Origin of the sequence: Leifsonia sp. Root112D2, assembly GCF_001424905.1 — a bacterium.
Lineage (GTDB): Bacteria > Actinomycetota > Actinomycetes > Actinomycetales > Microbacteriaceae > Root112D2.
Map to the genome: position 1 here is coordinate 2,910,518 of NZ_LMCU01000001.1, position 13,537 is coordinate 2,924,054.

The 13,537-nt window shown below is 65.1% G+C and carries 15 protein-coding genes; 8 read left to right on the forward strand and 7 right to left on the reverse strand.

The genetic code is table 11. The annotated features are described in order from the left end of the window. Positions 1 to 7 precede the first annotated feature (7 nt). The 7 genes from ASC63_RS13620 to lnt all read left to right on the forward strand — a co-directional run bounded on the left by ASC63_RS13620 (position 8) and on the right by lnt (position 7,575). Positions 8 to 1,006, forward strand: coding sequence for a helix-turn-helix transcriptional regulator (locus ASC63_RS13620; protein ID WP_055815581.1), 999 nt, complete (start codon positions 8 to 10; stop codon positions 1,004 to 1,006). Beyond that, a complete protein-coding gene (locus ASC63_RS13625) occupies positions 999 to 2,030 on the forward strand; it encodes a helix-turn-helix transcriptional regulator (RefSeq protein WP_055814390.1) in 1,032 nt (343 codons plus the stop codon). Before ASC63_RS13620 ends, ASC63_RS13625 begins: the two co-directional genes overlap by 8 nt. 9 nt (positions 2,031 to 2,039) lie before the next feature. Beyond that, positions 2,040 to 2,390: a hypothetical protein gene (locus ASC63_RS13630; protein WP_055814392.1), complete on the forward strand. Its 351-nt coding sequence runs from the start codon at positions 2,040 to 2,042 to the stop codon at positions 2,388 to 2,390. A gap of 3 nt (positions 2,391 to 2,393) precedes the next feature. Then, the gene (tatA, locus tag ASC63_RS13635) at positions 2,394 to 2,651 is read left to right on the forward strand and encodes a twin-arginine translocase TatA/TatE family subunit (RefSeq protein WP_055814395.1); all 258 of its coding nucleotides are present in this window, start codon (positions 2,394 to 2,396) and stop codon (positions 2,649 to 2,651) included. A 49-nt stretch (positions 2,652 to 2,700) separates the two neighbouring features. Further along, a complete protein-coding gene (gene tatC, locus ASC63_RS13640) occupies positions 2,701 to 3,453 on the forward strand; it encodes a twin-arginine translocase subunit TatC (RefSeq protein ID WP_055814397.1) in 753 nt (250 codons plus the stop codon). Between the two features lie 36 nt (positions 3,454 to 3,489). After that, complete coding sequence (locus ASC63_RS13645) at positions 3,490 to 5,922, forward strand: DEAD/DEAH box helicase (RefSeq protein ID WP_055814400.1); 2,433 nt, start codon at positions 3,490 to 3,492, stop codon at positions 5,920 to 5,922. A gap of 87 nt (positions 5,923 to 6,009) precedes the next feature. Continuing rightward, on the forward strand, positions 6,010 to 7,575 hold the full coding sequence (gene lnt / locus ASC63_RS13650) for an apolipoprotein N-acyltransferase (protein ID WP_327063358.1): 1,566 nt from the start codon (positions 6,010 to 6,012) through the stop codon (positions 7,573 to 7,575). On the opposite strand, the gene ASC63_RS13655 is transcribed toward lnt, so the two are convergent. The 4 genes from ASC63_RS13655 to ASC63_RS13670 all read right to left on the reverse strand — a co-directional run bounded on the left by ASC63_RS13655 (position 7,572) and on the right by ASC63_RS13670 (position 10,200). Then, positions 7,572 to 7,940 (reverse strand): RNA polymerase-binding protein RbpA, encoded by a 369-nt coding sequence (locus tag ASC63_RS13655; protein WP_055814401.1) that lies wholly within the window; start codon positions 7,938 to 7,940, stop codon positions 7,572 to 7,574. The genes lnt and ASC63_RS13655 overlap by 4 nt on opposite strands. Before the next feature lie 91 nt (positions 7,941 to 8,031). Beyond that, complete coding sequence (locus ASC63_RS13660; protein WP_235492252.1) at positions 8,032 to 8,841, reverse strand: glycerophosphodiester phosphodiesterase family protein; 810 nt, start codon at positions 8,839 to 8,841, stop codon at positions 8,032 to 8,034. Continuing rightward, the gene (locus tag ASC63_RS13665) at positions 8,807 to 9,733 is read right to left on the reverse strand and encodes an SPFH domain-containing protein (RefSeq protein WP_055814405.1); all 927 of its coding nucleotides are present in this window, start codon (positions 9,731 to 9,733) and stop codon (positions 8,807 to 8,809) included. Before ASC63_RS13665 ends, ASC63_RS13660 begins: the two co-directional genes overlap by 35 nt. Beyond that, complete coding sequence (locus tag ASC63_RS13670; protein WP_055814408.1) at positions 9,730 to 10,200, reverse strand: NfeD family protein; 471 nt, start codon at positions 10,198 to 10,200, stop codon at positions 9,730 to 9,732. Before ASC63_RS13670 ends, ASC63_RS13665 begins: the two co-directional genes overlap by 4 nt. 116 nt (positions 10,201 to 10,316) lie before the next feature. Here ASC63_RS13670 and ASC63_RS13675 point away from each other — a divergent pair, with 116 nt between their 5' ends. Next, a complete protein-coding gene (locus tag ASC63_RS13675; protein ID WP_055814411.1) occupies positions 10,317 to 11,078 on the forward strand; it encodes an SDR family oxidoreductase in 762 nt (253 codons plus the stop codon). Positions 11,079 to 11,092: 14 nt separating this feature from the next. On the opposite strand, the gene ASC63_RS13680 is transcribed toward ASC63_RS13675, so the two are convergent. The 3 genes from ASC63_RS13680 to msrA all read right to left on the reverse strand — a co-directional run bounded on the left by ASC63_RS13680 (position 11,093) and on the right by msrA (position 13,447). Beyond that, positions 11,093 to 11,695: an HdeD family acid-resistance protein gene (locus ASC63_RS13680; RefSeq protein WP_055814415.1), complete on the reverse strand. Its 603-nt coding sequence runs from the start codon at positions 11,693 to 11,695 to the stop codon at positions 11,093 to 11,095. Positions 11,696 to 11,850: 155 nt separating this feature from the next. Beyond that, positions 11,851 to 12,666, reverse strand: coding sequence for an SGNH/GDSL hydrolase family protein (locus ASC63_RS13685; protein ID WP_082487619.1), 816 nt, complete (start codon positions 12,664 to 12,666; stop codon positions 11,851 to 11,853). 247 nt (positions 12,667 to 12,913) lie between these two features. Then, positions 12,914 to 13,447 (reverse strand): peptide-methionine (S)-S-oxide reductase MsrA, encoded by a 534-nt coding sequence (gene msrA / locus ASC63_RS13690; protein ID WP_055814421.1) that lies wholly within the window; start codon positions 13,445 to 13,447, stop codon positions 12,914 to 12,916. Positions 13,448 to 13,537 lie beyond the last annotated feature (90 nt).

Consider the following 13,537-nt stretch of genomic DNA (forward strand, 5'->3'; position numbering starts at 1 on the left):
TGTGGTCGTGCCTCCAGTCTCCAAGCCCGCCCGAATTCCGGTCGAAGAGCGCCTGTTCAGCCTCGTGCTTGCGTTGCTCGCCACCGAGAGCGGATTGACGAAGAACGAGGTGCTGTCGACCGTTCAGGGATACCGGCAGCGGTATTCGAGCGCCGGTGACAACGCCAGCCTCGAGCGGCAGTTCGAACGCGACAAAGATGACATCCGTGAGCTCGGCGTGCCTTTGGAGACCGTGGAATCGCCGGGCGATCCCGGCAACAACCAGAACCTGCGGTATCGCATCCCCAAGGGCTCGTATGATCTTCCCTCCGACATCGTGTTCTCGGCCGAGGAGATCACCCTGCTCGGCTTGGCCGCCGCCGTCTGGCGGGAAGGTTCGCTCTCGGGTGAGTCCCGTCGCGCCATCATGAAGCTGCGCTCCCTCGGGGTCGAGTCGAACGAACCGGTTCTCGGCTACGCGCCGCGGCTGCGAGTGCGCGAGAGCGCGTTCGAGCCGCTCAGTCTTGCCCTCGAACGCAAGGCGATAGTGACGTTCTCCTATCTCAAGCCGGGGGAGAGCGCATCACGGCGGCGCACGGTCGCCCCTCTCGCACTCGTGCAGCACCTCGGTCGCTGGCACCTGCAGGGCATCGACCAGGACGCGCAGGGCTCGCGAACATTCCTGCTGTCACGCATCGTCGACACCGTCACGCTCACGAACCGCACATTCGAACCGGATGGCGCGGACTTCGCCGCGCGCGCCCTCGATGAGCTCGAGCGTATCTGGCAGCAGAATGTCGCGGAGATCGAGGTGGTTCCCGGCAGCGACGCCGCGGTGCGCCTGCGCCGCCGGTACACCGGTGAGCCCACGAGCGAGACGGCGATCTCGGCGCACTACACCGACATCAACGTTCTCGCCGACGAGCTGGCCGGCTACGGACCCGAGGTGCTCGTAATCTCACCGGATGCCCTGCGTACGGCCGTGCAAACCCGCCTGGCGGCCACAGAGAAGGCTCACCGTGACTGAACCTCGTACACCGTTGCACGCCCAGGACAAACTGCTGCTGCTGCTCGCATTGGTGCCGTATCTCATGGACCACGATCGGGTCAGCGTCTCCGATGCCGCCGAGCAGTTCGGGGTCACCGAGACGCAGATTCGCGAGGCCGTTCGTCTCATCGCCGTCTCCGGCGTGCCGGGGGAGACCCGGCAGTACCTGCCAGGCGATCTCTTCGACATCGCCTGGGACGACTTCGAGCAGAATGACCAGATAGCCCTGACACACCTGGTCGCCATTGACGATTCGCCGCGGTTCTCGGCACGCGAGGCCGCCGCGCTCATCGCCGGCCTGCAATACCTTTCGGCGCTGCCCGAGAACGCCGACCGTGACGTCATCGGCGTGCTCATGGCCAAGCTGGCGCGCGGAGCCTCGGGCGAGCCGAGCCAGGTGGCCGTCGCGGGCAGCGCATCCGACGAGTCGCTGCGTGTGATTCGCGATGCCGTCGCATCCGGTACGCAGGTGGAGTTCGACTATCTCAACTCCCGCGGCGAGCAGGAGCGCCGCCGCGTTGACCCCCTGCGCATCGAGTCGGACGACCAGGACTGGTATCTGCGCGGCTGGTGCCACCTGCGCGAGGCGGTACGCACCTTTCGCCTGGACCGCATGAGCGAGCTCCGCGCGACTGATGAAACCATCACGTATCACCCCACCGACGTAAGCCTGCCGGAGACGCTCTTCGAAGGCTCAGACGACGACCTCAGTGTCGACGTGGAGATCACCGCATCGGCGCTGCCGCTCGTCGCCGACTACATTCGCGAGGGAACGCCGCGTCTTCAGGAGGACGGATACGTGCGCACGAGCGTGCGCGTCGCCCACTACCACGGGCTCAAGCGCCTCGCCGCACGGCTTTCGGGCGTGCTCACGGTGACGGGGCCCGAGGAGGCCAGGAACGTGGTGGCCGAGTGGGCGGCGGCGGGTGCGGCACGCTATGACGCCGCTGGCAACGAGGAGGCAGACACGCACCCGTCGAACACGCCCGAGTCGGGCGCGTAGGCTGCTCCCATGCCCTGGTGGTCCTGGCTCGTGATCTGGGTAGTGCTCATCGCAGCGCTGCTGGCGCTTCTGGTGTGGCAGGGCATCCGGCTGTTCAGAAAGGCTCTCGGTGTCGTCACCGATCTCGGCGAGCTCGCCGACAAGACCTCGCTGCTCGAACAGCGTGCGGAGCAACTGGCCGAGCGCCGCTTCGAGCCCGCCGTTTTCGCGGATGCCTCCCAGCTCTCCCAGGATCGCCAGCGCAACAAGGCGAGACGGGCAGAAGAACGAGCGATTCATCGCGACGCGCGGGTACAACGAGGTAGACTTCTGACGAAGGCTGACTACAACCAGTTTTCGCCACCCACCAAAAGGACCTGACTTATGTTCGGAAACGCATTCGGCTGGCCACACCTGCTCATCATTCTGGCCATCGTGCTGCTGCTCTTCGGTGCGCCCAAACTTCCCGCGCTCGCGCGAAGCGTGGGTCAGTCGATGCGCATCTTCCGCGGCGAGATGAAGACCATGAAGGGCGACGAGCCGGCCAAGCCGGACGACACGACCACGACGACGCACAACGAAGACGTTGCCGTCACGCACTCCGTGGGCAACGACAAGCCCGAGTCGCAGCAAAAGCTCTAGCACGGTGGCCATCTCCGCCGAGAAACGGGGCCGCACTCGCGAACGGCGGATGACGCTCGGTCAACACCTCGTTGAGCTGCGCAAACGGCTGTTTAAGGCCGCCATTGGCTTCGTGCTGGGCGGCGTGGCCGGGTGGTTTCTGGCCGACTTCGTTCTGGACGCACTGCGGTCGCCCGTGCAGGCAATCGTCGAGAGCCAACATCGCACGGCCGCCCTGAACTTCGCCACCATCACGGGCTCGTTTGACCTGAAGTTGCAGATCGCCATTACCGTGGGCGCGATCATCTCCAGCCCTGTTTGGCTCTACCAGATCTTCGCCTTCCTCGTGCCCGGGCTGACCGGCAAGGAGAAGCGGTATACATTCGGCTTCTTCTTCAGCGCCGTGCCGTTGTTCTTCGCCGGCTGCGCTGCCGGCTGGTTCGTGTTGCCTCACATCGTCGGACTGCTGACCGGCTTTGCGGGCAGGCAGGACAGCGCGTACATCGACGCACAGTCCTACTACGACTTCGTACTCAAGCTCGTCATCGTCGTCGGAGTCGCATTTGTGCTGCCGGTGTTCCTGGTGCTGCTCAACTTCATGGGGGTACTGAGCGCGAAGTCCATCCTGAAGTCGTGGCGCGTCGCGATGCTCGTCATCGTGCTGTTCACCGCTGTCACCACTCCCGCCGCCGATGTCATCTCTATGCTGCTTCTGGCCGTGCCGATGGTCGGCCTGTACTTCGCTGCGGCAGGCGTCGCCTGGCTGCACGACAGGCGCGCGGCGAAGAACGCTCTGCGCATGGAGGCGGATCTCGCGGGCTGAGCCACGCATCCGTCGTTCGGCGCCTAAGCTGAAGACGTGACCGATCAGCTCTCGCCGGCCGAGCGATACTCCGCCTCCCGGTCGCAGAGGGCGCAGCCGCGACTCGACTCCTTTCGACAGGGTCTGCGCTTCGATCTCGATCCGTTTCAGCGCGAAGCGTGCGCCCGCCTCGAAGACGGGCGCAGCGTTCTTGTTGCGGCACCGACGGGTGCCGGCAAGACCATCGTGGCCGAGTTCGCCGTCTATCTGGCCATGCAGCAGTCCCGTGCCAAGGTGTTCTACACCACACCCATGAAGGCGCTCAGCAACCAGAAGTTCCAGGAGCTCGTAAACGAATACGGGCCGGATGCCGTCGGCCTGCTCACCGGGGACACCAACGTCAACGCGCGGGCGCGCATCGTGGTGATGACCACCGAGGTGCTGCGCAACATGCTCTACGCCGACTCCGACCTGCTCACCGACCTGGCCTGGGTGGTCATGGACGAGGTGCACTACCTGGCCGACCGCTTTCGCGGCGCAGTGTGGGAGGAGGTCATCATTCACCTGCCCGACGCGGTGCGTATGGTCTCCCTCAGCGCCACGGTCTCGAACGCGGAGGAATTCGGTGACTGGCTTCAGGCGGTGCGCGGCGACACCGATGTCATCGTCTCAGAGGAACGCCCGGTGCCGCTCGAACAGCACATTCTCATGCGCGGCAAGCTCGTGGATCTCTTCGATTCCTCCGGTCTCGCGGCGACGAACCGGGTGAACCCGGAACTCGTGCAGATGGCCCGCTACGGCGGGCGCACCCTGAGCGCTCGCCAGATGAAGGATGTCGGGCGCTACCACTCGCGAGGAGGCCGACCGCAGGCCGTGCGCGTTGATCGCGCCGACATCGTTGACCTGCTCGAGGATCACCACCTGCTGCCCGCGATCTTCTTCATCTTCAGCAGGGTCGGCTGCGACCAGGCGGTGCGGCAGACGCTGCGCTCGGGCGTGCGGCTCACCGAGGCGCACGAGCGCGACGAGATTCGAGCGATTGTGGAGGAGCGCTGCCGAACCCTGCTCGACGAGGATCTCGCCGTGCTGGGCTACTGGGAGTGGCTTGACGGTCTCGAACGCGGAGTTGCCGCCCACCACGCGGGCATGTTGCCTGCCTTCAAGGAGGTCGTCGAGGAGCTGTTCCGACGCAAACTCGTCAAGGTGGTCTTCGCGACGGAAACGCTCGCGCTGGGCATCAACATGCCGGCTCGAACGGTGGTTCTGGAGAAGCTGGAGAAGTTCAACGGTGAGGCACGCGTGCCCATCACGCCGGGGGAGTACACCCAGCTCACCGGGCGTGCCGGCCGGCGCGGCATCGACGTCGAGGGGCATTCCGTCATCCACTGGCAGGAGGGCCTCGACCCGCAGGCCGTGGCCTCGCTCGCCTCCCGGCGCACGTACCCGCTCAATTCCAGCTTTCGACCGACGTACAACATGGCCGCGAACCTCATCGACCAGTTCGGTCGCGAGCGCACCCGCGAGATTCTCGAATCGTCTTTCGCCCAGTTCCAGGCCGACCGGGCCGTTGTCGATCTGGCGCAAAAGGTGCGCAAACAGGAGGAGTCCCTCGCGGGCTACTCCGAGGCGATGACCTGCCACCTGGGGGACTTCGCCGAGTATGCGGCCCTGCGTCGGCGCCTCAGCGATCTGGAGCGCCAGGGCGCTCACGGGGCGCCACAGAGCCGGGGCGCACGGGAGAAGAGGCAGCACGAGCTCACGGCGCTGCGCAAGCGGATGCGCGCGCATCCGTGCCACGGCTGTTCAGACCGGGAGAAGCACGCGCGCTGGGCCGAACGCTGGTGGCGCCTGAAAAGAGAGACGGATGCCCTCAGCGCGCAGATTCGCTCGCGCACCGGCGCCGTCGCCAAGGTCTTTGACCGTGTCACCGACATCCTGCTCAGTTGCGGCTACCTGCAGACGGATGCCGCGGGCACGGCAACCCTGACCGCCCACGGCCGCACGCTCAAACGTATCTACGGCGAACGCGATCTGCTCATTGCCGAGTGCCTGCGACGCAACGTCTGGACAGGACTCGATGCACCGAGCCTGGCCGCGATGGCCACGTCGCTCGTCTATGAGCCGCGCCGCGAAGAGGGTGAGATCGCCGAGCGCTATCTGCCGAAGGGAGCCTTCCGCCCCGCCCTCCAGAAGACCCAGGAGCTCTGGAGTCGCCTCGACGACCTCGAACGAGAGAATCGGCTGGCCGGCAGCCAGCCCGTCTCGACCGGACTCTGCCTGGCCATGCACGGCTGGGCGCGCGGAGTGGCGCTCGGCACCGTGCTGCAGGAGGCAGACATGGCGGCGGGGGACTTCGTGCGCTGGACCAAGCAGACCATCGATCTGCTGGATCAGCTCTCCGTGGTTGCGGATGGTCCGGTCGGGCGCACCGCGAGGCTGGCGCTGGATGCTATTCGTCGCGGCATCGTCGCCTATTCCTCGGTGGACTGAGCGGTGCACGAAGCACCGACCACGCACCGTGCCTCCGCGCGTCGCACACAGCGTGCACATACGCCCGATCGCCTAAGCTCTGAAATCGTGACAGTGCCCACCCGCGCCCCCTTGCCGCTTTGGCTTGCGCTGGTGCTGGCGGCCGCCGCCGGTCCGGTCTACAGCGCGGCCTTTCCCGGTATCGGCTGGTGGCCTCTGGCTTTCGTCGGCATCGGCATGTATCTCGTCTCGGTAATGGGCAGGCGGGCGGGGAGCGCATTCCTCGTAGGCTTCATCGGCGGACTCTCGTTTTATCTCACCCACGTGGCCTGGACGTCGCTGTACCTCGGTGATCTGCCATGGATCGCACTCTCCACGCTCGAGTCGCTATTCTTCGCGGCCGGCGCGGTGCTCATCTGTCTGGCTTATCGCTGGATTCCTTGCGCCTGGCCCTCCCGACTCGGGCGCCTCGGCATGCTGCCGCTCGTCGTCGCGGGCCTGTGGACCGCGCGCGAGGGTATAGCGAATGTGTGGCCGTACGGCGGATTCGCCTGGGGCCGTGCGGCGCTATCCCAGTCGCAGAGCCCCTTCGCTCCGCTCGTGGCCTGGTTCGGTGTTGCGGGCCTCACCTTCGTCATGGTGCTGGTGACCGCCGTCATCGTCGAGTGCATCAGAACGCCACGTGCACAGGAAATCTCGCGCTTTGCCCGATTCGCCACGGCGCTCGGCTCCGTTGCCTTGGTACTGGCGATTCCCGCGTGGCCGGCCACCACATCCGGAACCGTGACCATCGCCGCCGTGCAGGGCAACGGCAAGGCGGGCTACTTCGACAAACGCAACCCCGGCGACATCCTGAACAGCCAGATCAGTGCCACACTGCCGATCCTCGATCAGCACGTCGACATGGTTGTCTGGCCGGAGGGCGGAACGGACATCGACCCGACCCGCGATGCTGAGGCCGCGGCCGCCCTCGACTACATCAGCGCGCACATGAATGCGCCGCTGGTCACCGGCGCCATCACGCAGGAGGGTGACAAGATATACAACTCTTCGCTGGTCTGGGAGGCCGGCAGGGGAGTGGTGGCCTCGTACGACAAACGACACCCGGTTCCGTTCGGGGAATATATTCCGGATCGGGCATTCTGGCGGCCTTTCGCCCCGAGCCTCATCGACCTCGTGCAGCGCGACTACACGCCGGGCACCAAGCCGAATGTCGTGGATGTCGGCGGTATCCGCGCCGGACTGTCGATCTGCTTCGATATCGTCGACGACCAACTGATCACCGACATGACGAACAACGGTGCACAGGTGATTCTGGCGCAGACCAACAACGCCGACTTCGGTCACACCGATGAGAACGCGCAGCAGTTGGCGATAGCACGGTTGCGCGCCATCGAATCCGGGCGGTCGCTCGTGAACATCTCGACGGTCGGCACCAGTTCGGCGATAGCGCCGGATGGTTCCACGCTCGACACGATCCCGGCGTACCGGCCGGGAGCCATGGTGACTGCCGTTCCCCTGGGTACAGCAACGACCCCCGCCTCACTACTGAGTCGGGGGATCGAATTGCTGGTGTGCGGTCTCGGTCTCGGCGGCCTCATCATCGGTGCGAGCGCAATAGCCGCCCGCCTCCGCGAGGAAAAATCGAGTCGACGCCACCGGAGTCGGAGCTAAGCGCCGATCTTGTGGTTCTCGCCGCGGCGCGAACGCAGATAGCTGAGCCGCTCGGCCAGAAGCTCCTCGAGCTCGTCGCGAGTGCGACGTTCGAGCAACATGTCCCAGTGCGTGCGCGGAATCTTCGCATCCGAGCGGTCAATCACGACGGGCTCATCGCCGACGAGCAGAATCGCCTCGTGGCTGCAGTGCTTGCACTCCCACGTTTCGGGAGCCTCGGCTTCGGCCGAGAACACGGTGTCGGTCTCCTTGCCGCACGCCGGGCACAGGTACGTGTAGTGGGTTCGCGGTGAGTAAACGACGCCTTCTTCGCTCTGTAGGCTTTGGGCGCCAAGTCTCATTCCGCGCAAACTGCGATCTGCCATTTTGTGGTCTCCTTCTCGCGATGCGACCTCTATTTATAGCGGGTCAAGCTGGAGATTGGCTCACCACGGCGCGTCTACCATCAGCAGACTCTCAGGAACGCGAGCGGATCACCTCGACTGCCAGATCACAGCGATCCGTAACGAGCCCGTCGACGCCCCAATCGAGCAGGCGGCCCATGTCCAGGGGATCATTCACCGTCCACACGTGCACCTCGACACCGGCGGCATGCATGGCACGCACGGTGCGGGGGGAGACGATGCGGAACGCACCGCGACGCTCCGGAACCTGCACGGCATCCAACCCGCGAAGGGCGCGTCGCACGAGGGGGGAGAGGCCCATCTTCGCGGCAAGAACGGCCGGCAGAAATCGAACGACGGATGCCGAGGTGGCGACCCCGGTCAGGGCATCCGCGGTGCGCCGGCGTCGAGCCTCCGAGAAGGAGGTGATGAGCACCCGGTCGGTGGCGGCAGCTGCGGCTATCGCGACCGCGGTCGGGCGTTCGGCACGCTCGGTTTTCACATCGATGTTGAACAGGGCGTCCGGAAGGGCTTCCAGCGCCTCCTCGAGCGAACAGAACGGCTGATCGAAACCCAGATCTATCGCGCGTAATTCGGCCATGCTGAGGTCTTCGACGCGCGCATCGTGGCCGACCAGGCGGCTGAGGTCCGGATCGTGGCTGATGACGGCAATGCCATCACGCGAAGCGTGCACATCCGTCTCCAGGTGCGTCGCGCCGGCAGCAATCGCCCGGCGAAAGGCGAGCAGCGTGTTCTCGGGCGCGTCGATCGCCAGACCCCGATGCGCGAAGACACGCGGCCCACCGGGAGCAAAGAACCTCCCGGGGCGTGGGGCAGGGGGAGTGCGGCTAATCCTTCGCCTCCGGGGCGATTCCTCCCGCACGCGGACCGAACGCGGCGCCGAAGCCTTTGAGCGCCTCGGTCAGTTCGCTCGGAATGACCCACAGCTTGTTGGCGCTGCCCTCGGCGATCTTCGGCAGGGTGAGCAGGTACTGGTAGGCCAGCAGCTTCGGGTCGGGGTCGCCCTCGTGAATGGCATTGAAGACCGTGGTGATGGCCTTGGCCTCACCCTCGGCTCGCAGCACGGCAGCCTTCGCATCGCCCTCGGCCTTGAGGATCGCCCCTTGGCGCATGCCCTCGGCGTTGAGAATTTCCGACTGCTTATTACCCTCGGCCGTCAGGATCACGGCCCGGCGGTCACGCTCGGCGCGCATCTGCTTCTCCATGGAATCCTGGATGGAGAGGGGCGGGTCGATGGCTTTGAGCTCGACGCGTCCAACGCGGATGCCCCACTTGCCGGTGGCCTCATCGAGCACGATGCGCAGCTTGCTGTTGATCTCGTCACGACTGGTGAGTGCCTCTTCGAGGTTCAGCCCGCCCACGACGTTACGCAGCGTTGTGGTGGTCAGCTGCTCGACGGCGCCGAGGTAGTTGGCGATCTCGTACGTCGCGGCGCGTGCATCCGTCACCTGAAAATAGACGACGGTGTCGATGGAGACGACCAGGTTGTCCTCGGTGATCACCGGCTGCGGGGGAAACGACACGACCTGTTCACGCAGATCGATGAGCGGGCGCACCCGGTCAATGATGGGCACGAGCACGTTCAGGCCAGGAAGCAGGGTCTTGTGATACTTGCCGAGCCGCTCCACGACGCCGGCGGTCGCCTGCGGAATGATACGAATCGCCCGCGACAGCGTGACAAGAACGAAGATCACGACAATCGCAACAATGACCCACACGACTATCGCCGTGACAAGCGAAGCGGAATCGTTCATGGAAGCTTCCTTTCTGCGGGAACGACCATGGCGGTCGCTCCGTCGATCGAGACGACGAGAATCTCCTCACCGGGAGCAAGATCACGGTGGTCGACGCCCGGCGCGGTGCGCGCCGTCCACGTCTCACCGTTGTCGAGACGGGCCTGGCCGTCGGTCTTCGTGATGGTCTGCACGACGTGACCGCGCGTGCCGAGAAGCGCATCCACATTGCTGCGCGCCGGATCCCCGCCGCGTCGCAACAGTCGCAGAAGCGGCGGACGGATGGTGAACAGCAGCAACACGGCGACGATGGCAGCGATGAGCAGCTGCAGCCACCACGGTGCCCCGAGCAGGCCGGAGAGCAGACCGACAAGACTGCCGACGGCGATCATGAGAAAGGTGAACTCGAGCGTGAGCATCTCGACAATGATGAAGATCAGGATCAACGCAAGCCAGACGATCCACGCAAACGAGGTGATGGTGTCCACCGGTGGGCTCCCTTCGCCTTCTCATGACGCTATCAGTTCGCCGCGTGCCGCGACGGGGGAAGTTGGTAGTCTCGAGACGCCTTTACATTCCGCACAGCCCTGAGGAGCCGAAGACCGTGACCAGCCCACTCACCCCCGGAAGTCTCGACGGAAAGCGCGTACTGGTCACCGGTTCCTCGCGCGGCGTTGGCGCAGACACGATTCGATACTTCGCCGAGGCTGGCGCCCAGGTCGCCATCAACTTTCGCAACAAGGAGGCGCGCGCGCTCAAACTGGCCGACGCGATCCGCGCTGACGGTGGTACGGCGATCACCGTGGGAGCAGATCTGACGGACGGGGCATCCGTCTCACAGCTGTTCCAGGGCGTTCAGGATGCCTTCGGCGGGCTCGACATCCTGGTGCTGAATGCCTCGGGCGGCATGGAAGGCGGCATGGCCGCGGACTACGCGATGCAACTCAACAGGGACGCCCAGGTGATGGCGCTCACCGCAGCGATTCCGTTGATGGGGGAGGGTTCCCGCGTGGTCTTCGTGACGAGCCACCAGGCGCACTTCATTCGCACGGCGCCCACCATGCCCGAATACGAGCCCGTCGCCCTCAGCAAACGAGCCGGCGAGGATGCGTTGCGCGAACTGATTCCCGAACTCGCCTCACATGGCATCGGGTTCGTCGTCGTCTCCGGCGACATGATCGAGGGCACCATCACGGCGACGCTGCTCGAGCGAATGAACCCAGGAGCGATAGGTGCACGCCGCGAGGCCGCCGGCAGGCTGTACAACGTGGCCGAGTTCGCGGCGGAGGTTGCCCTGGCCGCCGTCGAGGCGATTCCCGAGGACCACACGCGCCTCGTCGGCGACACGCACGATTTCGGCGCCTGAACGGCGAATTTATTTCAGTTGGTCGAGTTCTCGGCGGCGCGCCCGAACGTGAAGGCGCGCACGATCTGAACGACGCTCAGAATGACCAGGGCGATTCCGCCGTAGAAGACCATCACGGCGATCGATGCGACGGGAAGAACCAGCAGCACCAGGCCGGCAATCACGCTGAGAATGCCCAGGGTGACCGTCAGAGCCCTGGACTGTGATCGCCCGCCCTCGACGAGCGCGACGATTCCCTCGATGATCCAGCCGATGCCGACCACCGCGGTCAGCAGCACAAGGGTGAGCGCGATGTTCTTCAGTGCGACGACCCCGCCGACGATCAGGAGCAGCCCGAGAATGATGTCCAGCGCACGCAGACCCGCGCTGAGCCCATGGGCGAAGATGCCGACACCTGCACGAATGACGCCGGAGATCACGAAGTAGAGGCCGAAGAGTATGCCGATCCCCACCAGGGTCGAGCCGGGCCAGACCAGAACCATCACTCCGAGAATCAAACCGATGACGCCGGTGATTCCCAGCGCGGAACGAACCGCGTTGACCGCCGACGTCGTGAGGTTTCTCGCATCGAGGGAAAGATCGAAGGCCGAGTGCGGGCCAGACTGCTGTTCGGACATGATGTGAAGCCTTTCTGTCGAGACAATGCTCTTGAGAGGTACTGCAGGCCGGTGAGCCGGCAGGGAACACAACGGATGACGTGAGCGTCAGGTTAGCGCTCCGCGAGGCGGGGGCTCCGAACGACACCCGCCGCGCCGATATTGTCGCCAGCGGCTCAGTGCTTTTCTCGGCGAATGTCGTCTTCAGCTGCGCTGCGGATGCTCGGGAACAGCACGGCCGCCGCCCGGGCATAGCCCAGGGGAGAGGGGTGCACGTGGTCCACGGAGAACATACTGCGATAACGGTGCGAGAACACCGCGCCGAGGGTCGTGCCCAGCGGCACCGGTCGGCCACCGGCTTGCAGCACGACAATGGTCTGAGCCCGCGCGAGCCGCCTGCTTGCGCCGCGAGCCAGCATTCGCAGCGGCTGGAACAGTGCGCGCACGGTCCCGAGATCCGGGCAGGTGGCGACGACCACACGCGCACCCATACGCCGCAGATCGACGACGGCACGGAAGATCTGACGCGCGGAACGATCTACTCGCACCAGGTGCAGTACATCGTTGCTGCCGATCACGATGAGGGCCACCTCGGGGTCAGCATCGATCTGGGAGAGCGCGACGATCTGCGCACGAAGATCGCTGCTCACGGCGCCCACGGCGGCCGTGTTATGCACGGCGACGGGTCGGGCGAGCTCACTGGCCAGTCGCCGAGAGAGAATCGCGCCGACGGTCTCAGAACCGTTCTCCGCGCCCAGTCCGACCGCCAGCGAGTCACCGAGCACGGCGAAATGCAAAGCCTCGCCGGGGTGTTCATCGCCGTAGCGCACGGCGTGTTCGGGTATCGTCAGGCCGCTGCCCGCCCGGGCGGACGAGCGTGCGCGAAGAGCTCCGAGCCCAATGTACGACAGCAACGCGATAACCGCGCTCACACCAAAGCCGGCGGCGCCGATGACCATCCCGGCGAACGGACGCCGGGCTTGTGTATGCATGGCGCCGCGCCTCCTCGTTACCGTTCCAGTATGCTCCCGGCCATCGAAGAGTGAGGGAACTCTCACCCCACTTCCCGCAGTGGTTCCGCTTTGCTGATAATGTACATTATGTCAAGTCATCTGTTGGCAACCAGCGAGAACCACGTAACCCGCCCCTCCCTCGGCCGACATCCCGGGTTCTCGTTATGCGGCCAACGCCAGAAGTCCGTAAACCGTTCGGCGAGGGCTCAGAGCGAGCCGCTCCACATCAGCGCGACGATCCGGATGCGGACGTCTCCGGGCGGTGCGGCAGTTTCCAGTCGGGTCGCACGTAGTGGCAGGTGTACCCGGCCGGATACTTCTCGAGGTAGTCCTGGTGCTCTTCCTCCGCCTCCCAGAACGGCCCGGCCGCGGCGACCTCGGTCACGACGGCGCCCGGCCAGAGACCGGATGCGTCGACATCGGCGATAGTCTCCTCTGCCACTCGTTTCTGCTCATCGCTCGTATAGAAGATCGCCGAACGATAGCTCCTGCCAATGTCGTTGCCCTGACGATCCTTCGTCGACGGGTCGTGTATCTGGAAGAAGAACTCCAACACCTCTCGAAATGAGATCTGCTCAGGGTCAAAGACGATTTCCACCGATTCGGCGTGGTCTCCGTGGTTGCGATACGTCGCGTTCGGCGTATCGCCGCCGGAGTATCCCGCGCGCGTCGAGATCACGCCCGGCCGCCTGCGCAACAGCTGCTGCGCCCCCCAGAAACATCCGGAAGCGAGGATCGCGGTCTCTGTTTTTCCTGTCATCGTGCTCTCCTCTTCGTGTCGCTTGCTTCGACGGCCACGGTGACTCTCAGTCTGCCGCATCGGCTCGTCTCCGCATCCAGAGAATAGAAC

Coding starts and splice junctions, on each gene's coding strand:
- ASC63_RS13665 (WP_055814405.1), bottom strand. CDS start 9,733: ATGAACGATTCCGCTTCGCTTGTCACGGCGATAGTCGTGTGGGTCATT.
- tatA (WP_055814395.1), top strand. CDS start 2,394: ATGTTCGGAAACGCATTCGGCTGGCCACACCTGCTCATCATTCTGGCC.
- ASC63_RS13680 (WP_055814415.1), bottom strand. CDS start 11,695: ATGTCCGAACAGCAGTCTGGCCCGCACTCGGCCTTCGATCTTTCCCTC.
- tatC (WP_055814397.1), top strand. CDS start 2,701: ATGACGCTCGGTCAACACCTCGTTGAGCTGCGCAAACGGCTGTTTAAG.
- msrA (WP_055814421.1), bottom strand. CDS start 13,447: ATGACAGGAAAAACAGAGACCGCGATCCTCGCTTCCGGATGTTTCTGG.
- ASC63_RS13630 (WP_055814392.1), top strand. CDS start 2,040: ATGCCCTGGTGGTCCTGGCTCGTGATCTGGGTAGTGCTCATCGCAGCG.
- ASC63_RS13685 (WP_082487619.1), bottom strand. CDS start 12,666: ATGCATACACAAGCCCGGCGTCCGTTCGCCGGGATGGTCATCGGCGCC.
- ASC63_RS13655 (WP_055814401.1), bottom strand. CDS start 7,940: ATGGCAGATCGCAGTTTGCGCGGAATGAGACTTGGCGCCCAAAGCCTA.